The organism is Limosilactobacillus antri DSM 16041 (assembly GCF_000160835.1).
GTDB classification, from domain to species: domain Bacteria; phylum Bacillota; class Bacilli; order Lactobacillales; family Lactobacillaceae; genus Limosilactobacillus; species Limosilactobacillus antri.
In genome coordinates this window covers 85,640-105,392 of record NZ_GG700737.1, presented here as the reverse complement: position 1 = coordinate 105,392, position 19,753 = coordinate 85,640, and the positions used below count along the sequence as shown (strand labels likewise).

General features: G+C 50.0%; 27 protein-coding genes. 4 read left to right on the top strand and 23 right to left on the bottom strand.

Going from position 1 to position 19,753, the window contains the following annotated elements:
- The first annotated feature begins 463 nt into the window (after window positions 1-463).
- Window positions 464-1,153: a VTT domain-containing protein gene (locus HMPREF0494_RS09565; protein ID WP_040459051.1), complete on the top strand. Its 690-nt coding sequence runs from the start codon at window positions 464-466 to the stop codon at window positions 1,151-1,153.
- Here HMPREF0494_RS09565 and HMPREF0494_RS09560 read toward each other — a convergent pair.
- The 18 genes from HMPREF0494_RS09560 to HMPREF0494_RS09475 form a co-directional block, all read right to left on the bottom strand.
- On the bottom strand, window positions 1,079-1,714 hold the full coding sequence (locus HMPREF0494_RS09560) for a TIGR01906 family membrane protein (protein WP_040459043.1): 636 nt from the start codon (window positions 1,712-1,714) through the stop codon (window positions 1,079-1,081). The genes HMPREF0494_RS09565 and HMPREF0494_RS09560 overlap by 75 nt on opposite strands.
- On the bottom strand, window positions 1,695-2,471 hold the full coding sequence (locus HMPREF0494_RS09555) for a TIGR01457 family HAD-type hydrolase (protein WP_007124754.1): 777 nt from the start codon (window positions 2,469-2,471) through the stop codon (window positions 1,695-1,697). The genes HMPREF0494_RS09560 and HMPREF0494_RS09555 overlap by 20 nt, the downstream gene beginning before the upstream one ends.
- Window positions 2,468-3,019 carry a YutD family protein gene (locus tag HMPREF0494_RS09550; RefSeq protein WP_007124753.1) on the bottom strand — a complete coding sequence of 184 codons (552 nt, stop codon included), beginning with the start codon at window positions 3,017-3,019 and terminating at the stop codon, window positions 2,468-2,470. Before HMPREF0494_RS09550 ends, HMPREF0494_RS09555 begins: the two co-directional genes overlap by 4 nt.
- 50 nt (window positions 3,020-3,069) lie before the next feature.
- Window positions 3,070-3,678, bottom strand: coding sequence for a metallophosphoesterase (locus HMPREF0494_RS09545; RefSeq protein ID WP_007124752.1), 609 nt, complete (start codon window positions 3,676-3,678; stop codon window positions 3,070-3,072).
- A 227-nt stretch (window positions 3,679-3,905) separates the two neighbouring features.
- Window positions 3,906-5,102, bottom strand: a complete 1,197-nt coding sequence (locus tag HMPREF0494_RS09540) for an acetate/propionate family kinase (RefSeq protein ID WP_007124751.1) — start codon at window positions 5,100-5,102, stop codon at window positions 3,906-3,908.
- A gap of 18 nt (window positions 5,103-5,120) precedes the next feature.
- Entirely contained in the window at window positions 5,121-6,125 is a 1,005-nt protein-coding gene (locus HMPREF0494_RS09535; protein WP_040459042.1) for an N-6 DNA methylase, read from the bottom strand.
- Between the two features lie 86 nt (window positions 6,126-6,211).
- Window positions 6,212-6,397: a hypothetical protein gene (locus HMPREF0494_RS09530; protein WP_040459041.1), complete on the bottom strand. Its 186-nt coding sequence runs from the start codon at window positions 6,395-6,397 to the stop codon at window positions 6,212-6,214.
- Window positions 6,381-6,812, bottom strand: a complete 432-nt coding sequence (locus tag HMPREF0494_RS09525) for a ComGF family competence protein (RefSeq protein WP_007124748.1) — start codon at window positions 6,810-6,812, stop codon at window positions 6,381-6,383. Before HMPREF0494_RS09525 ends, HMPREF0494_RS09530 begins: the two co-directional genes overlap by 17 nt.
- The gene (locus HMPREF0494_RS09520; protein ID WP_007124747.1) at window positions 6,809-7,063 is read right to left on the bottom strand and encodes a hypothetical protein; all 255 of its coding nucleotides are present in this window, start codon (window positions 7,061-7,063) and stop codon (window positions 6,809-6,811) included. The genes HMPREF0494_RS09525 and HMPREF0494_RS09520 overlap by 4 nt, the downstream gene beginning before the upstream one ends.
- Window positions 7,053-7,496 carry a type II secretion system protein gene (locus HMPREF0494_RS09515; protein WP_007124746.1) on the bottom strand — a complete coding sequence of 148 codons (444 nt, stop codon included), beginning with the start codon at window positions 7,494-7,496 and terminating at the stop codon, window positions 7,053-7,055. The genes HMPREF0494_RS09520 and HMPREF0494_RS09515 overlap by 11 nt, the downstream gene beginning before the upstream one ends.
- Complete coding sequence (gene comGC / locus HMPREF0494_RS09510) at window positions 7,493-7,807, bottom strand: competence type IV pilus major pilin ComGC (RefSeq protein WP_007124745.1); 315 nt, start codon at window positions 7,805-7,807, stop codon at window positions 7,493-7,495. The genes HMPREF0494_RS09515 and comGC overlap by 4 nt, the downstream gene beginning before the upstream one ends.
- On the bottom strand, window positions 7,807-8,886 hold the full coding sequence (locus HMPREF0494_RS09505; RefSeq protein WP_225430238.1) for a type II secretion system F family protein: 1,080 nt from the start codon (window positions 8,884-8,886) through the stop codon (window positions 7,807-7,809). Before HMPREF0494_RS09505 ends, comGC begins: the two co-directional genes overlap by 1 nt.
- Window positions 8,804-9,781, bottom strand: a complete 978-nt coding sequence (comGA, locus tag HMPREF0494_RS09500; RefSeq protein WP_007124743.1) for a competence type IV pilus ATPase ComGA — start codon at window positions 9,779-9,781, stop codon at window positions 8,804-8,806. Before comGA ends, HMPREF0494_RS09505 begins: the two co-directional genes overlap by 83 nt.
- A 112-nt stretch (window positions 9,782-9,893) precedes the next feature.
- Window positions 9,894-10,643, bottom strand: coding sequence for a YebC/PmpR family DNA-binding transcriptional regulator (locus HMPREF0494_RS09495; RefSeq protein WP_007124742.1), 750 nt, complete (start codon window positions 10,641-10,643; stop codon window positions 9,894-9,896).
- 72 nt (window positions 10,644-10,715) lie between these two features.
- Entirely contained in the window at window positions 10,716-11,540 is an 825-nt protein-coding gene (locus HMPREF0494_RS09490) for a hypothetical protein (RefSeq protein ID WP_040459040.1), read from the bottom strand.
- A gap of 13 nt (window positions 11,541-11,553) precedes the next feature.
- Complete coding sequence (ccpA, locus tag HMPREF0494_RS09485) at window positions 11,554-12,561, bottom strand: catabolite control protein A (protein ID WP_007124740.1); 1,008 nt, start codon at window positions 12,559-12,561, stop codon at window positions 11,554-11,556.
- A 320-nt stretch (window positions 12,562-12,881) separates the two neighbouring features.
- Complete coding sequence (locus HMPREF0494_RS09480) at window positions 12,882-13,280, bottom strand: hypothetical protein (protein ID WP_007124739.1); 399 nt, start codon at window positions 13,278-13,280, stop codon at window positions 12,882-12,884.
- Window positions 13,277-13,714 carry a DUF948 domain-containing protein gene (locus HMPREF0494_RS09475; protein WP_040459039.1) on the bottom strand — a complete coding sequence of 146 codons (438 nt, stop codon included), beginning with the start codon at window positions 13,712-13,714 and terminating at the stop codon, window positions 13,277-13,279. Before HMPREF0494_RS09475 ends, HMPREF0494_RS09480 begins: the two co-directional genes overlap by 4 nt.
- 145 nt (window positions 13,715-13,859) lie before the next feature.
- On the opposite strand from HMPREF0494_RS09475, the gene HMPREF0494_RS09470 reads away from it, so the two are divergent.
- Together HMPREF0494_RS09470 and HMPREF0494_RS09465 are read left to right on the top strand one after the other, a co-directional pair.
- Entirely contained in the window at window positions 13,860-14,738 is an 879-nt protein-coding gene (locus HMPREF0494_RS09470; protein ID WP_040459038.1) for a mechanosensitive ion channel family protein, read from the top strand.
- A complete protein-coding gene (locus HMPREF0494_RS09465; RefSeq protein WP_040459037.1) occupies window positions 14,728-15,564 on the top strand; it encodes an HAD-IIB family hydrolase in 837 nt (278 codons plus the stop codon). The genes HMPREF0494_RS09470 and HMPREF0494_RS09465 overlap by 11 nt, the downstream gene beginning before the upstream one ends.
- Before the next feature lie 51 nt (window positions 15,565-15,615).
- Here HMPREF0494_RS09465 and cbpB read toward each other — a convergent pair whose 3' ends face one another.
- The 4 genes from cbpB to murI are packed head-to-tail and all read right to left on the bottom strand — an operon-like array spanning window position 15,616 to window position 18,011.
- Window positions 15,616-16,083, bottom strand: coding sequence for a cyclic-di-AMP-binding protein CbpB (cbpB, locus tag HMPREF0494_RS09460; protein WP_007124735.1), 468 nt, complete (start codon window positions 16,081-16,083; stop codon window positions 15,616-15,618).
- Window positions 16,076-16,615, bottom strand: coding sequence for a metallophosphoesterase (locus HMPREF0494_RS09455; protein ID WP_007124734.1), 540 nt, complete (start codon window positions 16,613-16,615; stop codon window positions 16,076-16,078). The genes cbpB and HMPREF0494_RS09455 overlap by 8 nt, the downstream gene beginning before the upstream one ends.
- Window positions 16,612-17,208: an XTP/dITP diphosphatase gene (locus HMPREF0494_RS09450; RefSeq protein WP_040459049.1), complete on the bottom strand. Its 597-nt coding sequence runs from the start codon at window positions 17,206-17,208 to the stop codon at window positions 16,612-16,614. Before HMPREF0494_RS09450 ends, HMPREF0494_RS09455 begins: the two co-directional genes overlap by 4 nt.
- 5 nt (window positions 17,209-17,213) lie before the next feature.
- Window positions 17,214-18,011 (bottom strand): glutamate racemase, encoded by a 798-nt coding sequence (murI, locus tag HMPREF0494_RS09445; RefSeq protein WP_040459036.1) that lies wholly within the window; start codon window positions 18,009-18,011, stop codon window positions 17,214-17,216.
- Window positions 18,012-18,159: 148 nt separating this feature from the next.
- Between murI and HMPREF0494_RS09440 the strand changes: the two genes are divergently transcribed.
- A complete protein-coding gene (locus tag HMPREF0494_RS09440; RefSeq protein WP_040459035.1) occupies window positions 18,160-18,729 on the top strand; it encodes a DUF2507 domain-containing protein in 570 nt (189 codons plus the stop codon).
- A gap of 9 nt (window positions 18,730-18,738) precedes the next feature.
- On the opposite strand, the gene HMPREF0494_RS09435 is transcribed toward HMPREF0494_RS09440, so the two are convergent.
- Window positions 18,739-19,677: a tyrosine-type recombinase/integrase gene (locus HMPREF0494_RS09435; protein ID WP_204365262.1), complete on the bottom strand. Its 939-nt coding sequence runs from the start codon at window positions 19,675-19,677 to the stop codon at window positions 18,739-18,741.
- Window positions 19,678-19,753 lie beyond the last annotated feature (76 nt).

The window sequence follows — 19,753 nt, the reverse complement described above, 5'->3', positions numbered from 1 at the left end:
CAAACAGCTTTTATATTTTATCACAGCCACCCGAGCAAAGTCAACAACTAATTTCAATCAATCATTCGTCAGCTTGCTAACAAGCAGCTTAAATAATATATCATGTTACCAAACGGTCGTCAACAACTTTTTTCAAACTGCTGATTTCTTCGCTTGACAACGTTAACTACTATACAAGAATTACCAGTTACTGTCAACAACATTCTACGCTAACTCATTCCTACTGAGCGACAAACCGTGAACAATTATTGCACCGCGATCGCGTATTGAATGCAATCAAGCCAAGTTTAGCAATCAATTCACCAAGCCAAGCGGCTAAGTTGGGCCCGATAGCGAACTTTATCCACGGTTAAAACATTTCATAATTATTACGTTTATCCTAATATTAGCCACGCGAACTTCACAAAGCACCAATTTCCTGCTAAACTTCATCACTGTTGAATACAAGAAAAGGAGAATAATGTTGACTACACTGATTGACTTTATATTACACATCGACACCCACATTATCCAAATTGTAAATCAATTCGGTGATTGGACTTACCTGATCCTATTCGCGATCATCTTTATTGAAACCGGGGCGGTAATCATGCCGTTCCTGCCGGGTGACTCACTGCTCTTTGCCGCCAGTGCAATCGCCGCCGACCCCCGTTACAACCTCAACATTTGGGTGTTTGCCCTGCTCTTCTTGATCGCCTGCCTAGGCGGTGATTCACTAAACTTCTTAATCGGGCATAAAATTGGCAAGACCCTTTCCAACCATTCACTTTTTGGCAAGCTAATCAATAAGGAAAGCCTTGCTAAGTCAGAAGCCTTTTTTGAACGGCATGGCGCGCCAGCAATCATCCTAGCCCGCTTTATGCCGATTATCAGAACCTTTGCGCCGTTTGCCGCAGCGGGTTCCGGCTTCCCATACCGCCGCTTTATCCCTTATAGCATTATTGGCTGTCTAACATGGGTCGTCCTCTGCTGTGGCGCCGGCTACTTTTTCGGCAACCTCCCCTTCGTTCAGGAACACTTCTCAGTAATTATCCTGGGAATCATCTTCGTAACCCTGCTCCCAGCAATCTTTGGCTTCCTAAAGTCGAAACTTGGCAAGGTCACTGGCGAAACGAAGGTATCCCCAGAGTATCGTGAGGAAGAAAAAGACTAATCCAGTCCAAATCATAAAGAGTTTTGTAAAAAAACTCAGCGGCATCAGCAAGATGATCGGGTCTGTCCGCGGATTCATCACCCAATTCATCCCGGAAAAAAGCCAGTAATGACTGCTAATAAACACGCTAGGAAAGTCAACCAGCACCAATACTAAGGTAACTGCCAGCAGACTCATCCCCCACATTAACGGTGTCAACAACTGCCAAAGTTGTTGCCGCCGTTTTTCTTTTCGAAGGCTCAGCCACGCCACTGGTGTACTGGTCACCATCAGCAACTCATTAAGCAGCAAATCTAATTTAACGTCCGCAAAGTGACTGCGTGCCGCAGCGGTCAGCGGAAGATGGGCCAACTTTAGCTGCCCGGGCAGCGGCAGTTCAAGGTATATCAACAGCCGCCGGTAATCGGCGTTTATTGCAGCCCGACTGACTTGAATTGCCCGCGGGTGCGCGATTACCCATGGTGAAACATTTAGAGTAATAAAAAGAGCAAGACTAAGCACGCTAACAATGCACACTAGCGTAACCAGAATTGCCCTTAAATTAGTTAATCTTCCAGTCATCTAAAGTCTCCACCGTGTAGGTCGGCTGAATGTCTTCCTGAGCAACTTCAGCAGGGCGGGACAAGCCCGTGTAAACTAGTAAGCTATCCATTCCAACATTAATCGCTGCCTGAATATCCGTGTGATAATTATCACCAACCATCACCGCGTCCGCCGTCGAGAGACCGACCCGCTGCAAAGCCATTTCCATAATGATCTTTTCGGGTTTGCCAATCATCAGCGGTTTTTGCTGGGTCGCGTACTCCACCAGCTTAACGATTGAGCCTGCGCCGGGCACCATCCCCCGCTCATTCGGCAGGTTGCTGTCAGCGTTGGTCCCAATAAACTTAGCACCCGCCCGGATTAGGAGAACCGCCTTTTCAAGCTTTTCGTAGGTAACGTGAGAATCGAGCCCTACTACAACAAAGTCCGGTGCCTGGTCATCATCCTTGAATCCCTTCGCAGCCAACGCCTCGCGAAGACCGCTTTCACCCACTACGTACACTGAACGCTTTTCTCCGGCAGCCTGGTCTAAGTAGTCAGCCGTAGCCAGAGCAGTCGTGTATACGTTTGCCGGCCCGACGTTGATTCCGTGGTTCCGTGCTAGATTATCAGCGACAAACTGGGGTGACCTGGTGCTATTATTCGTTACGAATAGTACTTGTTTCCCGGCCGACTGGAGCCGCTTGATAAACCGCGCCGCAGCTGGGATTCGCTTTTTTCCCTTATAAGTAGTCCCATCGAGGTCAATAAAATATGCTTGGTAATTAGCAGTCATTGCTCGTTCTTTTCTCCTTGCTTTCGTGAACGAATCACAAATTTCTGTTGACGCTTTCCCGTCCGCACACGTTGGGCGTGCTGGTTCCGCCGGTGTTTGACATCTGCTTGGTTGGCTTTCCGCCGGCGCTCTTTAATCACCGGCCCACGCGCATGGTGTCTTCGCCGACGGTGTTGCCGCGGAAGATGGACCTGCCCATTATGGACAATGAAATAAGCACAGCCAAAATTGCAGTCCTCATACAGGAAATCCTCAATCGTTTCAACACCATGTTCGGGGTTATAAAGTGGATTCTGCCGGTCATAAAAACCCGTCAAGCGTAACTGGTCATATCCCCAGTCACCAACAATATAATCGTATTTACTAAGAATATTGCTAAAACGCTTGGCAAATTCCTCACCACTAAAGGCGTGCCGATACTCTTTTACGAGCTCATACGGGTGCCCATTTAACTGGAAATGCTCCTCGTCTAGTGCTTCATAATGATAAAGGTCTGACCGCTGCTCCTCACGCTGGTCAATATAATCTTGAATTTTTGCCCGGTTCAACCTGTCACCTTCTTTTTAATCAAGTTAACTTCTTTATCTTACCATAAAGCTCAGCGCTGCTTCCCCAAATCGGCCGCTTTGGCTGCAATCATTTCTTCGACCTCAGCAAAGCTCACAGGGGCACCAAACCGAGGTCGGGGGTTAAGGTAATCAAGTTCCGGCGCATCAATCCCCACGTTAATATTTTCTTTCGTCGGGACCGCATAGTGGTGAATATGACCGTGCAGGTTAATAATCTGGGGTGCAACCCCTAGCATCATTGGATAGTGCGTCAAATAATATTGACGGTGGTTGTACTTCAACAGGACCCCGACGTCATGAAATTCATATTTTGGCTGACCGTCAACCATAAAATTATGGGCAGCCAGGTATTTAAAGAGCGCCCGGCTATCGTGATTGCCCTTAACCAGCACCAGGCGTCCATGAAGCTGCGCGAGGACGTCTGCAACAGCCGCATAGGCCTTCCGGGGCGGCTTAGTAAAGTACAGGGCAATATCGCCAAGATGGTAAACGAGGTCGTGCTCGCCGACTTGAGTGTTCCAGTTATCAATAATGGTCTGGTTCATCGTTGCGACATCCGGAAACGGTCGCGGGGCAAATTTATCTACCCCTAAAAGTTCACTATGAAAGAAATGCGTGTCGGCTGTTACAAATTGCATCTAACCACCCCTAAATTGGCTAAGAGGGAGCGAGACAGAAGTCGGAATCGACTTCGTTTTCGAGCCCCCGCAAGCGCAAATAGGGTTTCAGAGTTCGGCTTTGCCGAGCACTGGAACCCATTTGCGTACTGCGCCGTTCGTATTTTATCTAAGTAAAAGGGCTTATGTCACAGCCCCTCCATTTCAATTCATATTTTCGTACCGCCAGTCAATTTTCCGGCGATAGCTTACTTAGCTTCTTTTTTCAAGCGTTCGATGTCGCGAACGATCATCAGCTCTTCATTAGTTGGGATCAACAGGGTCTTCACCTTTGCGTCAGCAGCGGACAAATCCCGTTCAACACCACGACATTGATTCTTTTCCTGGTCAATCTTGATACCGAAGCAGTCCAGGTTGTCGGTAACCAGCTTCCGAACCGGAATACTGTTCTCACCAACGCCGGCCGTGAAGACAATTGCGTCTACCCCATCCATTTCGGCAATGTAAGCACCAATGTAGCGCTTGATTCGGTTAACGTAAATATCCAACGCCAGTTGCGCCTTCTCGTTTCCCTTGTCGGCAGCATCAAGAATATCCCGCATGTCTGGGGATAATTCAGAAATTCCCAGCAACCCGGACTTGTGGTTTAGGGTGTCGATCATTTCATCAGAAGACATTCCCGCCTTTTCCTCAACAAAGGCCACGAGGGACGGGTCAACATCGCCGGAACGAGTTGCCATCGTAATTCCGGCCAGTGGGGTAAAGCCCATTGAAGTGTCAAAGGACTTCCCGTTCTTCACCGCCGTAATGGAAGCACCAGCTCCAATGTGCATCGTAATCAGCTTGAGGTCTTCTAACGGTTTCTTCAGCATCTTTGCTGCCTGAGCAGCAACATAGCGGTGACTAGTACCGTGCGCACCATACTTCCGGGCGCCGTACTTTTCATACCATTCGTAAGGAATGCTGTAAAGGGCATTCTTCTTTGGCATTTCTGCGTGGAACGAGGTGTCAAAGACAGCAATTGCAAATGCGTTTGGCAATGCCTTACGGAAAGCCTTGATCCCCATTAATTCCGCTGGATCATGCAGTGGCGCGTATTCTGCTAAGGAATCAATCTTTTTAATTACGTCGTCAGTAATAACGGCAGAATCCTTAAAGTATTCGCCACCAGCAACCACCCGGTGGCCAACAGCCGTAATTTCATCGTAATTCTGAACGATTCCTAAGGCAATCAGCTGGTCAAGCAGGTACTTGATTGCGGCCCCGTGGTCACCAAAGGGCTGGTCATCCTCGTGCTTTTGACCAGCGTACTTGATCTTGGCGTGACCCATCTTTTCCCCGATTCGTTCGATGGTTCCCTCAGCAACTACTTCTTCACTTGGCATATCGAAAAGCTTAAACTTCAACGTTGAGCTTCCGGCATTAACTGCAATTGATTTTGACATAAAAACTGTCTCCTTTTGTTAATTTAAGTTTGTCTGGACCCACTGGTCGATTTCTTGCATAAAGCTGCTGAACTCTTGCGGCTTCTTAAACGATGGAAATTCACCAAGCAGGACCTTAGCCGCCTGCTTGCTGTCGCCACCATGCCGTTGCAAGAGCAGGATGGCTTTTTGGGCATTCTGGTTTGCAAATAATTCTGCCGGAAGGTTGATTAAGCCTTGCAAATAGCTGACAGAGTGCATCCACTGGATAAACGGCTGTGCTTCCTTCGTTTGAAAAAGATTGCTTGGAACCAAGAACACACCAAAACCACCCGGACGTAAATAGTTCAACGCCTGCTCAATCAACAAGTGGTGAACGTATGAATGGCCTTCTTGAGCCCGGGTCCGATAATTTTTAGTGTTCTGGTCTAACGGGTAGTAGCCAATTGGCAAATCCGCCACCGCTAAATCACATTCTGGAATGTCCAGTGCATTAATCGCATCCTGGTAGAAGAGGTCCACGTTTAACCCTTGTAACGCTACGCTCGCGCTCGCCACTTCCAACATTGCTGGGTCATTATCAATCCCATAACCATGGATTGGCTCGGCGCTTGCCTTTTGCAACTGGTTGATTACCGTCGTCAGAAGGTTGCCGGTCCCGACTGCTGGATCGAAAATCGTGGAAGGACGGTTAAGCTTACTGATCTTTTCAATCAAAAAGGCCATTAAGAAACCAATGGTATCCGGCGTCATCTGATGGTTAGCCTGGATTGCATCTTTGCGCATCACTTTTAAAAAGCTCAACTGAAGAACCTGCCGAATTGTTTCCGCGTCGGCGTCTTTAAAGGCCATTTTTTTGTACAGCTTTTCAAGTTTCGCAACCGTTTCCTTATCCGGCACCCCATCTTCAACCGCCACCCGGCCATCAATCACGTTTTCCGCATTTTCTAGCATGGCATCAAGGTATGAACTCCGTAAAGCCGATTGCAGGATTTCAGTCCCCTGGTCAAAGAGTTCAAACAACTTCTGTGGTGTCTGTTGCAATGTCCCTGTCACCCCCTAACTAATGACAAACATTACAATAACAGTTTACCGATTCTCCGTTTCAAATTCAAGATAACGCTTTCCATTCACCGGATTTTCTGGTGTAGATTGCGCCGCGCCTGACTTACCAGCTCGTCTGTCAGCTGCCGCTCTAGCTGATACTGGGTTGCGTAATAGTGGTATTGAAAAACCAGCGTTGCACAAATACAGCTGAGGACCAGCAGGCTAGTAATCATAACGTATCCCCGGTGGCGGTTACTGATCTTTTTCAAAGCAAACAATCCCTTCTAACTTTTGACCATTCGTCCTGGTAACCGTAATGCAGACCCGCTGACTATCCAGCCGCTTAAAGCCGCTCTGCTCAACCCTGATATTGCTAAAAACCGGCATGTAGCCGCCATTAACTGACCGCAAATATAAACGATCCCGGAGGCACAGTTCATAATTTCGGTGCTGGTTCAAATCGCGCAGTTCAAGCTGGTAACGGTCGGCCCGTTTGAGTGCGAAGTGGTGGTCAGCAGATTCAAGTTCTTGCAAGCAGATTACCCAATCCGTAGCCTGGGCCAAAGATAACCGACTCGTCGTTCGTACCGCAGTTAACGCATAGCCCGTCAAGACTACCACCAGGCTAGTCACCAATAAGGCTGCAATGCACTCAACTAGCGTAAAGGCTGGTTGCCGTTTCATAACCGCATCACCAGCCGTCCCTGGTACCACACCGCTGCCTGGTCGGGGCTTGCTACCGCTTGATAACCTGCTCGCTTAATGACCGTCTTGCAATGGTGAATACGGTAGCCGTCACTGGCCTCCTTCAGCAGCCGGGCTGCGGTTAGTTTTATTAGATGCTGCCGCTGCTGATGGTGCAACTGAACCTGACACGCCGCCATGGATCCCAAGCCAATACTTATAATTACTAGCGCTAAAATACTATCTGTCATCACAAACCCGCTCGTCCTTTTTAACATCGTATTCCCCCCGTGCCATCTGGATTACCAGGCGGTAATGACAACGCCCGCTCCGCGAATAAAAGCGCTGAGTCGCGGGCCGCACGTAGCCATCTGCCTGCATCTCAATCGGTGAAAAAGCCTCAACCCGCATGGTCGCTGGAACCATCACCGTAAACCGATACCGCCAGCTAGTAAAAGTCACCGCATGGGTATCCGCTGAGTAGCTGATTGTTGTTGGCTGGTGCTTGAGGTGGGCCCGGGTCTGGGCCAAGTGCCACTGCTGACGAAAGCCTTGCCAAAAGCGTTGCTCAGCGACTTGCTCATTGCTACGGCCAATCAGCGGACCGGTAAAAAGTAAAATTACCGTGACCAGTGCCAAGACAATCACCATTTCAAGCATCGTAAATGCCCGCGCTCTTTTCATCGCTGGTATGCTTTCCCGTTGACAATTGCTATTTTTTCACGCTGCGCACGAGCAACCTGAGCCTTGGTCAGGTAATCCTCAGCTTGGAGCTGAGCGTAGCTGACCCGGTTCGTGCCATGTTCATTTTCATAAGCATCAATCTGGGTTTGAACAACGGCCACCATCGCATCGCCATGGACCCGGTTGGCGTGCCGCCGTTGCTGGGTTAAATTGGGTAGTACAATTAAAATCAGCAGACTGATAATAAAGAGTACCACGGACATTTCCAGTAAGGTAAACCCAGGCCGGCGCCGCTTTAACAACTTTTTCATCAATACACCCCCTGAATCGATTGATAGATCGGCAGCAAAATGCTCAAGTAAAGGGCCACGATCACCACTGCAATGACAATAAAGATAACCGGTTGGACAAAACTCAGCAATTCCTCCAGCTGGACCAGCAGGCGCTGAAAGTGAAGTTTGCCGAGGGCCATCAAGTCAGCGCCCAACTGGTCGACCGTCGTTCCCTTATCCGCTAAAATCAGCAGTTCGTTCGGTAAATACGGCCGGCTGCTAACTAGTGCTTTAACGTCACTTCCGGAATCAAGCTGGTCTTGGAGAAGCTGACCGAGGCAGCGAAGCAGGGAACGAGGCGCAAATTGATTAATAACGGCTAGGATCTCCTTTAGCGACATCCCACACTCCAGAAGGGTCGCCAAAGTCGTGGACAGGTAATAACCGTAGTACAGACGATAACAGCGTCCGACCACCGGTAATCCACACAGCCATACCGCCCGCTGGTCTGCGTTAAAGCGCTGCCAGCGGAAACCGGCACGGACTGCCCAGCCGCCGCCTGCTAGGACCCCAAAGCTCAGCGAAAAGACGCTAATTTCTTTCAACCGCGTCCACTGTGCCCCCACGCTGCCGGTCTGCCAGCTATTTAATTCGGGAAAAACGTAGATACTCAGACCGACCATGAGGAGCCCCAGCAAAAAAAGCAATAATAACGGATACTGCAACAACCGATGAAGCTTCTGCCGTTGGCGCTGCTTGGTAACCAGGAGCGTGCCAATTTCATTCAAAATATGGCTAAGTTCGCCATGTTTTTCCGCCAACAGCAGCTGATAATAAAGGTCCGGGCCCACAAAGGGCTGCAAGCTGTCGGCAAATGATTTTCCTTGCATCAACCGCTGGTTAATCATCAGCACTGTTGAACGCTGCCGTTTCATTACCACCGTCGTAAAGGTCAGGGCCCGTTGCAATGAGAACCCCACCTTTAGTAGGTCCCCCATTAATAAAAACCATTTTGCCTGGGCCGCCTGGTTAAAGTTAACCTTGTGCGAATGCCGCCTGAACCGCAGCACTGATCTGCTGCTGGTCAACAGCTTGTTTGAGGTGTGCGCGCCATCCATCAGTCATCCCCCGTTTCTTATGATTTACGACCGCCGTTTGCAAATCGGCCCCCAGCAAGGAGTCGAAGAGCACCGCCTGCTTCCCATCTTGACACGGCAGGAGCCGCTGATAAAAAACGCCCGTTAAAACCTGCTCAAGGTAAAAAGGGGCAACCCCCAGCTGCTCGAGCCGTGCCAATACGCCAAAGACGTTTTGGGCGTGAACGGTGCCCAGTACGAGCTGCCCGCTTAAGGCCGCCCGGACCGTCATCTGGGCAGTCTCTGGATCACGAATCTCGCCGATAATAAAAACGTCCGGTCGGTGACGGAGACCAAGCCGGAGCAATTGTTGGTAATTCATCCCGGCCAGTTCATTGACCTGGAGCTGGACAAAGGACGGTTCATCAATTTCAACCGGGTCCTCAATCGCCATTACCACCCGCTGGTCAGCCACCTGGCGGGCGAGCTGGTACATTGTGGTGGTCTTTCCCGAACCCATGGGACCCGCAAACAAAATCAAGCCCCGTTGCTTTAACAGCGCTTTTAATTCCTGCCACTGGTCTGGAAAGAGCAGGTGGTAGTTGCTAGCACTGAAATGATAAATAAAGCGTACCACCAACAACTCGCGGCCCTGGTAATCACCCACGCTGGAAAGCCGGAGGTTAATGATCTCAGGCCCGTGGTGCCATTCCATGGCCCCCAGTTGCGGGCGCCGGTGTTCGCTGACTGCCATGTCCGCCTGGTATTTCAAATAGGAAATCAACCGCTGACCATAGTCAGGAGCAACCTCTTTAACAACACTCAGCTGTCCCTGACAGTTGATCAATAAGCGGTAATACTTTTTATACGGCAAAATGTACAGGTCGGCGGCCCGGCGGCCAATCGCTACTGCAATTTCTTTTTCAAATCCAATCATCCAAAAAGCCCCCTCACCTATAAAAAACGGCAAGCGGGCCAGTTTAAACCAAAAAAATCCAAATTCCCATAACTGATGAGAATTTGGATTTTAATTTAGACGCAGCAACTGCTTATTCTTCTTCGTCGTCATCGTAATCTGGCAGGATACCAGTTTCGTAGATGTCGGCAACGTCATCATTAGCAGTCAGTTCATCAATTAAGTGCCGGTACTGCTTTACCTTATCTTCAGGAACGGCGGTCCGGTTTTCTGGAATCATCGTTACTTCGGCAGTATCAAGGTCGTACCCCTTTTCCTGCAAAGCATCCCGAACGCTGGTCATGGTGCTTGGGTCAGTGAAGATTTGGAACTTTTCTTCACTGGCTTTCATGTCGTCCGCACCAGCATCTAGTGCGTCCATTAACATATCATCCTCGCTTGTGTCCAGGTCGTCACGGAGGATTTCAATCAAGCCCATCCGGTTAAACATGTAGGCAACCGATCCGCTGGCCCCCAGGGAACCACCGGAGTGACTAAAAGCTGACCGAACAGCTGATGCAGTCCGGTTCTTGTTATCAGTCAAGGCAGAAACCATCACGGCCACCCCACCCGGAGCGTACCCTTCGTAGGTCACTTCTTCGAACTTAGCGCCACCAATACCAGAAGCCTTAGCAATCGCCCGGTCGATATTCTTCTTTGGCATATTGGCCGCGTGTGCCTTATCAATTACAAGCCGTAATTGGGCATTGTTGGCTGGATCAGGATCACCTGCTTTAGCTGCTTGGTACAAATCACGGGAAATCTTTTGGAAAATCTTTCCACGCTTAGCATCCTGGGCGTTCTTCCGTCCTTGAATGTTATGCCATTTTGAATGTCCTGACATTACTGACTCCTCTTTTCTTTATTAATGTGATAAACAGATAAATTTTAGCAAAATTTGATTATGAATTCAAGGCTACCGGCGAAACGACAATCCCGCACCCAGCAGCCGAATTCCCCATAAGATAACGACGATAACCGCCAGCACGGCCAGCCAAGTAAGCGCGGCGGACTGAAAATCGGCCGCAAACTGGACGGCGAGCGAACTGTACTCAGCATTAACCAGCTGGGGGATCAGTCCCTTAACTGCCATTACCAGGGTCCCGCTAATCAGCAGGGCAATCGTGCTGATCCAGGAACAACTCTGGATTAGGTGGCGGCGGATAGCGGCCCCGATCAGCAGCAGGACGAAAAGAAAGCTGCTAATACTCAATACCGCGGTGTTAATCGTCCGAGCCAGCTGCAAATTATTAATTGCCTGCTTGACCTGTGGTGTGTTGATCCGCGAATTAACGGCGGCGTTAATACTCTCGTTAACCGCGCCCGTCGCCCCGGACGGCAGGAGGCTGCTGGAAACGCCAAACTGGGCCAACTGGCTATTTGCCTGCCCAGCCAACCGGTCGGTAACCCGACTCAGGTCTAGGTTTAATTCCTGACCGGCAAAGGCCTGGTTCACGACCGTCCTGACGATTTGGTCGGTATCATCCTTCGTCAACAGCTTGCTGGAAATCCCGTACTGGCTTAGCCCTGCCTGAACCTGATCTAGCAGGTCGGACTCCACCGCCGATGAAGTGACTTCGTGCATTACAAACCGTTTGTTAAAAAACGTCCGGCTGCCAATTAGGCTAAGCATTAAGAACACTAGGACAATGACCCCGCAAATGTTAAAGCCCAGGTGGCTGCCGCGGCGGTCAGCAGGCTGACCATGCCGTGCTTGGCGAACTCTACTCCGTGTCTGCACTGGTCCCGACCACCTATTGTAAACGGGTCGACTGCCGTGAAACAATGCTGTGATCCAGAATTACGTCGTTTTCACGGTCATCAGTATCTTCCATCAGCTTCGTCAGCAGGCGCATGGAAACTGCACCAATGTCATACAGGGGCTGGCTAATCGACGTCAGCATCGGCCGGCACAGGCGGGTATAGGTTGTGTCGTTTGATGAAATAATTTCAAAGTCGGTCGGCACCTTAATCCCGTTATCCGTTAAACCATTTAACAGGCCCACTGCAAGGTGGTCATTCGTTACGTAGGCCGCCTTGACCCCAGAGTCGGCGAGTGCCTTTGCCTGGTCATAAATCTGCTTGTAGCTGCCGTCAGTTTCAATTACTAACTGGTCGTCAAACTGTACACCGGCCTCAGCCAGGGCATCCTGATAGCCGCTTAACCGGTCATCCCCGTTGATGGAGTAACCGAGTGAACTCGTCACTAAGGCAACATGGTCATGATTATGGTCCAGCAGGCGGGCCACCGCTTCCTTGGCGGCCTTCCGGTAGTCAATCCGTACTGCCGGCAGTTCCTTATCATTAACCACGGATCCAGCCACAACCACCGGTGTACTGCTCGACTTAAACTCCGCCCGCAATTCTTCAGACAAGTCAAAGCCCATGAAGATAATCCCGTCGACCTGCTTGGCGTGGAGGTTGCGAACCACCTTCAGGATCTTATCATTATCGTAATCCGAGTTGGCTAAAATAATATTGTACTTGTACATCGATGCAATATCGTCAATCCCCAAGGCAAGTTCCGCAAAGTACGGGTTCGTAATGTTGGGGATCACTACCCCCACCGTGGTCGTCCGCTTGGAGGCCAGGCCCCGCGCCACAGCATTGGGCCGGTAATTTAACCGTTTAATTACGTCCAGTACCTTCTGACGGGTCGCCGGCTTAACGTTAGGGTTGCCGTTTACCACCCGGGAAACCGTCGCCATTGAAACCCGCGCTTCTCGCGCAACAGTATAAATTGTTACAGCTTGTTTTTCCATAAGATAGCCCTTTCTTTATTGATATATCATGCTTTCATTATTTTTCATAACTACACTAATATAGCAAATTAAAATCTAATTGGCAAACGTTCGCGGAAATCTTTAATCAAGCCGTAATAAAAAGAGTGGGACAGAACTAGCTTGCCTAGTTCGTTGTCCCACTCCCGTCGACGCGTAACAAGCCTATTTGGGGTTGGTCAAATACTGATCGATCAGCGTTTGAACTGCCAGTCAGCTACTGCGTTGTTGCATCTTTATCTTTAAAATAGCAAAGAGGCCGAGTTAATTCCCAGCCTCTACTCAGTCAGCCATTAACATAATTAATTTTCTTCACGGTCATCCGCAGTGGCGTCAATGACAATATCGTCATCCTGGTCAGCCGCTGGACTAGCATTGGCTAATTTTTCCCGAATAGCTGCCGTTTGTTCATCAAAGTCATCATTGGCAAGGTGGTCAACCACCTGGTCCTTTTTCGCCTTAACCTTTTGGGTGGCCGCTTTAAGCCCATCCGCAACTCCGGCGTTATCCATCTCCGCCAAACGCTCATCAACGATGTCCAATGCCGTTAACGCGTAATCGGTAACGTAGTCCGCAGCGTCATTCAGCTTGCTGTTAGCCCGCGCCCGCAACTCCTGCCGCTTGGCTTCAGGCAGCAATGCCCAGCCAGCTGCAGTAGCAACACTTCCGAAAACGATTCCTGCTAATAATTTCTTACTCATTTTTGTGCAGCTCCCTTCTTGTTCATCCGGCGTTGGCGGTAGCGGTTAAAAGCGCCAAGCACAACCGCCTTCCCCGCGGTCTTTGCCAGCCCGAAGCCGAAACGGTTCTTTTCACGCTGGCTTACCACCTTGTCCGCCATCTCGTGCAGCTGACTATTGATGTCCACAACACTCTGGCTGACGTCTGCCACCGCCCTAACTGCTGGGTCAAGCTGGTTCGACTTCTTGTTAATATCTTCTAACAAAACATTTGTGTTTCCTAACACTTCTTCAACTTCCTTGCTCAGGCTATCTATATCCTTTGTAAGCAGGGAAATACTGCGGTTGGTCTCCCGCATGGTCTTGCTGAGGTGGTTGATCAGGATACATAAGAACACCACCAGGATTAAAAAGGCAATTGCGGCAATCAAGCCCGCTAATTCACCAAACGTCATTCTACTCCGCCTCCCGATTGCACAATTCAGTTATATCAATGATAGCATATCACAATTCCAGGCAAAACAACAAATCTCCCCTATCGACATTCCTCCCCAGAAATTGTTACAATTAACGGGATTGTATTCAAAGGAGGAACGTCCCATGATTATCGGCGCCGGAAATGCCCAATTGAATAACCAGCTGGAGCAAGTTAAACGCGCTTTTACCGACCTATCCTGGAATGAAATTGGCCGGCAAATTCTCAACAAACTGTTGTTGATTATCGTCACCGCTCTGCTGTTCTTCATTATTTTATGGTTAGGGCGCATCATCATTAACCACCTATTTCTTGAATCCAAACGCTACCAGCTGCTCAAAAATAAAAACCGGCTGGCAACCATTCGGGCTCTGACCCTCAATATTTACCGCTACACCTGCTACTTTTTCTTTCTTTACGCCATTCTCTCCGAAATCGGCGTCCCCGTCGGCACCCTGATTGCTGGAGCGGGAATCTTTAGTATCGCCTTAGGACTGGGGGCGCAGGGGTTCGTCAGCGACCTGGTCAACGGCTTCTTTATCCTGCTGGAACAGCAGCTTGACGTTGGTGACACCGTCGCCATCGGTCAAATCAAGGGAACCGTGACCGCCCTTGGGATCCGCACTACCCAGGTGACCAGCGCCGACGGGACCCTCAACTACATCCCGAACCGCCAAATCACAATTGTCCAGAATTTTTCCCGCAACAACATGGTCGCCAACGTGGACATTCACATTGCGCCGAGTGCCAAGCTCGACCAGGTCCGCCAATTAGTGGAAGCGGCCAACCAGCAGCTGGTCGCCGACACACCCGAGCTGCAGGCAGAACCGGTCATTATTGGCCCGCTAACGGTCAATGCCCAGCTGGTCTTTCGGGTGTCAATTACCGTAACTAGCGGGACCCAGTCCCAGGTCGCCAGCAAGTTCCTCGCGGCCTACCTTAAAAAGCTTCACGCAGCCCAAGTACCGCTATCCTGGGAAGGAAGAGAACACATTGAAAATTAAAATGATTGCAACCGACCTCGATGGAACCTTTCTCCACGATGATCACACTTATAACCAGCGCTTATTTGCGAAGGTCTTTCGTCAGCTCCAGAAACACCACATTTACTTCGTCGCCGCCAGCGGCTCCAGCTACCCCCGGCTCGCCCGCGAGTTTGCTCCCTACCTCGATCAAATGGCCTTCATCTCCCAGAATGGTTCGGTCATCCACCAGGGGCGCCAGCTCCTTCAAACCTACCCAATCCAGGCACCAGCCTTAGCCCGGGTCATGCACATCCTCGACCGCTTTTACGGTCCGCAAGACATCAACCAGCTCGTGGTGTCGGGACCCCAAACATCGTACGTCGACCAGCACATGGACCAGCATAACCTGGCCATCGTCAAGACATTTTACGAACGGGTCCAACCGGTCGCGGACCTGCGACAGCTGTTTAGCGACCACCCCCAGGAAGAATTTACCAAAATTTCCATTAACTTTGCTGACCACGTCGACCTCTCCAGGGTAGCAGCAACCCTGGACCAATACTTACCCGCGTCACTAATCATTGAAAATTCTGGTTTCAACACCGACCTCATTGGTGACGCCCATGGCACTAAGCGGAATGGGCTGGCCCTCTTACAGGAAAAATTTAACGTGGCCGATAACGAAATCGTTACCTTTGGCGATAACGAAAATGACCTGGGGATGTTAGCGATGACTTCCCAAAGCTACGCGATGCAAAACGCCCACCAGGTCATCCGGATGCAGGCGGGGCACGTCACCGCTCGTGATAACAACCACGACGGGGTCCTTAAAACCATCCAGGAAATTCTTAAAAACAATAAGTAAACACAACCACCAGCAGGCAGCCATAATCATGACGCCCGCTGGTGGTTTTCGTTAATCATTTTCAGTTACGTGGTAGTAGTGGGCAAAGCGGTGGACAGTATAGTTAACCGCCTTGAGCAGCTCCCGCCGGGTCACAATCCCCGTAAAATGTCCCTCCTGGTCAACCACCGTCAAAAACGACTGGTCAATCAGAAGATGAAGGTTCTCTTCCACATCATAGGGGTCGGTAATCGGCGCAACGTCGGTCTGCATGACGTCCCCGACCCGGTAGCGCTGCAGGTTCTCCACATTAATCGTGGCCGTTTCAATCAACCGGTCGGTGATCATTGACAGGGAAATCAGCCCGCGGAAATGATTCTCATTATCGACCACCACGATCTTCGCGTAGTGGTTCTTAGTCAACAGCAGGAAAGCGTGGTCAAGGGTATTGGTGACGTTCACGCTGGCAACCAGACTGGCCGGAATCAGGAATTTTTCCTGGTGGGCCATCAATAATTTACGCAAGTGTTGTTCAATCATGTGCTCGCTCCTCACGAGAAAACTCTTGGTGCAACTTTGGCTGACGGTGCGAATCACGGTCATAAAAATCAACCGTAAACATCTGCGGGGTAACCGTCACAACGGCAAAGGTGCCGCTAAGCACTGCAAATTGGCCCCGCGGAAGCGAAATACTTCCGGGATTAACCATCAGCATCCCCCGCTCGACCGTCGCAAATAGCTGGTGGGTATGGCCGAAGCAGACAATATCCGCACCAGTCGACTCGCCCTTGAGCATCAGCGGCGTCATTGAAGAGTCGACCCCGTAATGGTGCCCATGGGTCACTAGGATGCGGGCACCGCCAACAAGAACCAGCTGATCTGGAGCGTAGCCTAAGTGCCAGTCATTATTCCCGGCAACCCGGACAAAGGACTGCATTAACGGGTCCTGGCTCGGGATCTCCGAATCACCGCAGTGGATCATTAAGTCCACCTTGGCCTTCCAGCCGGCAACCAGCCGTTCTAAGATGGCCCGGTCACCATGGTTATCGCTAACGATTAATACCTTGGTCATGCCTGCCACCACCCCGCAAATTGGTCCATCAGGGCCCGCAAGGCCCGGCCACGGTGGCTGATCCGGTTCTTTTCCGCTGGAGTCAGTTCTGCCATCGACCGGCCCGCAAACTCTTCAGGCATAAAGAGGGGGTCGTAGCCAAAGCCGTTTTGGCCGCGTGGTTCGGTAAGGATGTGCCCATCCACGCGCCCGGTGGTTTCCAACTTCGCCCCATCCGGTTTCAGGGCAATAATTGTCGTATAAAAGTGGGCCGTCCGTTGGGCTGCCGGAACCCCGGCCAGTTCACGCAGTAGTTTGGCATTATTCGCCGCATCATCATGGTCACCGGCATAGCGGGCGGAATGAATGCCCGGTGCACCATTCAAGGCGTCCACAACCAAGCCCGAATCGTCCGCCATTACGGGGAGGCCGAGCTTTGCTACTGCCGTTTGCGCCTTAATAAAGGCATTTTCTTCAAAGCTAGTCCCGTCTTCATCAATCGGAAACGGGGGAAAGTCTGCCAGCGTCTTCACCGTCACCTGGAAGGGCGCCAACATTTCCCGGTATTCACGGGCCTTTCCCGCATTGTTCGTCGCAATCACCAGAGTTGCCATCATTCTCACTCCCCATCTATGTCAATGCTAGCACACTGTGCATAATCACCAGCAAGCAACCGGTCCGCACCAGTCTGCAGGTCGGCAACCCGCCCGGTCGTGTAGAGAACCGTCTGCTGCCCGCCAGTTGCCGCCAGCTGCCGAGCGGCGAGAACCTGCTTAACCGTCTGGACGGTTTCGTAAGCCGGATCAATCAAACGCACGGCTGGGCCCAACTTATGCTGAATCTCTTTGCTGAGAAAGGGAAAGTGGGTACAGCCCAAAATCAAGTTTTCCACCGGCTGACTGGCAAAAGGCTGTAAAACCTTATCCACTGCCCGTTGCGCAGCTGGCGTCCCGGTTTGTCCGTGTTCAACGATGGCCACTAAGGGCTGTGCCGGCTGACTAACCACCTTCACCGCCGGTTGCAATTCATGAAGGGTCCGTTCGTAGGCCCCGTTTTTAATCGTTGAATCGGTACCAATCACCCCGATGGTTCGCGGGTTCGTCGCCAGGGCTGCCGTCGCCCCCGGCCGAATCACCCCCACTACCGGGATCGGCAGGGCTGCCTGCAGGGCGGGCAGGGCCGCCCCCGTCGCCGTATTGCAGGCCACCACCATTAGTTTGGCATCGTGACGCACCAAAAATCGTCCAATCGCCAGGGCCAGCTGACGGACCTCTGCCTGTGTCTTGGTCCCGTACGGAAAATGTCCCTGATCACCAACGAAGAGCAGGGATTCGTCAGGAAGTTCCTGCCGCAACACCCGGAGGACCGAAAGACCGCCTAGTCCAGAATCCATCACCCCGATGGGCCGTCTATCCATTTCTGCCACCTCACTATTAATCGCAAAATACTTGAAACTTAATTATCGGTTTAATAATCAAAATTTGCAAGTTTTAAAATTGACGCTACTATCCGAATTGATTTTAAGTATAATAATAAGTGATTGGGAAAAGGAGCGAACAATAACTATGAGTCAAAAATTATATGACGAATTGATCAATAGTCCCCAGGGACTGATTAACGGGACCCTGCGGGACGTGATCCTGCCCGCAATTCTCGGCAAGGAAACCGACGAGCTGCTGTATTGGATTGGCAAGGACCTCGCTCGCCAATACCCGGTAGCCAGTCGCGGTGAACTAGTCACTTTGACTCACCAGCTTGGGCTTGGCGACCTGACCCTGGAAAAGCACAGTTCCACCAGCCAGCTCTGGCGGTTAGGAGGTCCCATCGTTGCCGGGCGGATCAAGAAGGACGATGAGGAAACCACGTTCGGCCTCGAATGCGGCTTCTTAGCACAGGAAATCGAATTTCAATTGGGAACCGTAGTCGAAGCCAAACTCAACGACCGGCACCACGATGCCGTTGACATCTTATTGGAAAACGATCCCCAAACGGACAGCAATTCGGAACGGGCCGAATTGGCAACTTTTATCCACCTCCAAAACGCTTCTTCCAGCGCTGACCAGCCCCAAGATGTTAAGCCTGGACGCCACCTCCGCAAGCGGCGCGCAAAGAAGCAAAAGCCACGTAATGACTAAGTAGGCGAGTTAACTTAGGCTTGTCATAAAATGAAGCCCGCCTTTCATGGCAAAAATCGCCGTTCCAGTCTCATTTGGGTTTTTCTGTGTATGAATATAATTTTCAGTCACGCTTACACTTTCATGGTCGCAGAAGTCTCTTACTAAAAGCAAATCCTTCGTTTGAGCGTATAAAGTAGTGGCTGCACCTGCTTTCAGAGAGTGAATAACAACATTTCTACCAATCTTTTCGCTGTATTCTCGAAAGTAGTTACGTAACGTGTTTTGACTAAGAGAACCAAATACTTCTTCATCATCGTCGCCGTTGTAAAATACTCGTTTCAAACGATCATAATATTTTTTATCCAGATACTTAGTATTAAATTTACGGCCTTTATCAATAACATTTAATTCAGCCCAGTCGCCGCCATAAGGGGAATTCATAAGTGTAAATGACGCCCATGTGATATGGAAAGTTGCACTAACACGTACGGCTGTTTTATACATAAAATCGATCAATAAAGCATACTTTTCCCCCAGCCCTTCACTTTTTCCCTGATATTCCTTTTCGCGTAGCCATTTTTCCATATCATTCAATTCTGACAGCGATAATGCGGCATGATGCTTGGTGTCTCGTGTGCTTAATGATTCTACCGTTAGCACATAAGAACTCAATTCTCCAAAATCAATGCCTGAAAAGATTTTTTCTCTTCTAATCATCTTCACAAAAGATCGAACTGCAATCAAATGACTTTTTATCGTTGAATCTTTTACCCCTTTATTTCGTAATGGCGTGACAAACTTATTAACTGTGTCACCATAAGATAAATTCTTTAAGTCTGATTCTGAAATATCATATGGTTCTTTGCCTAATACCATATGAAAATACAGTTTAACTGATAGGTTATATTTTTTCATGGTGTTCGCTGATGTAAGTGAATTGTTCCAAGTAATAAAAACGTCTTTCATAGTAATTGACATGATGATTACCTCTTTCTACTGATTTAATTTTTCTAATCATAATTTAGACAAAATTTTCTCTACG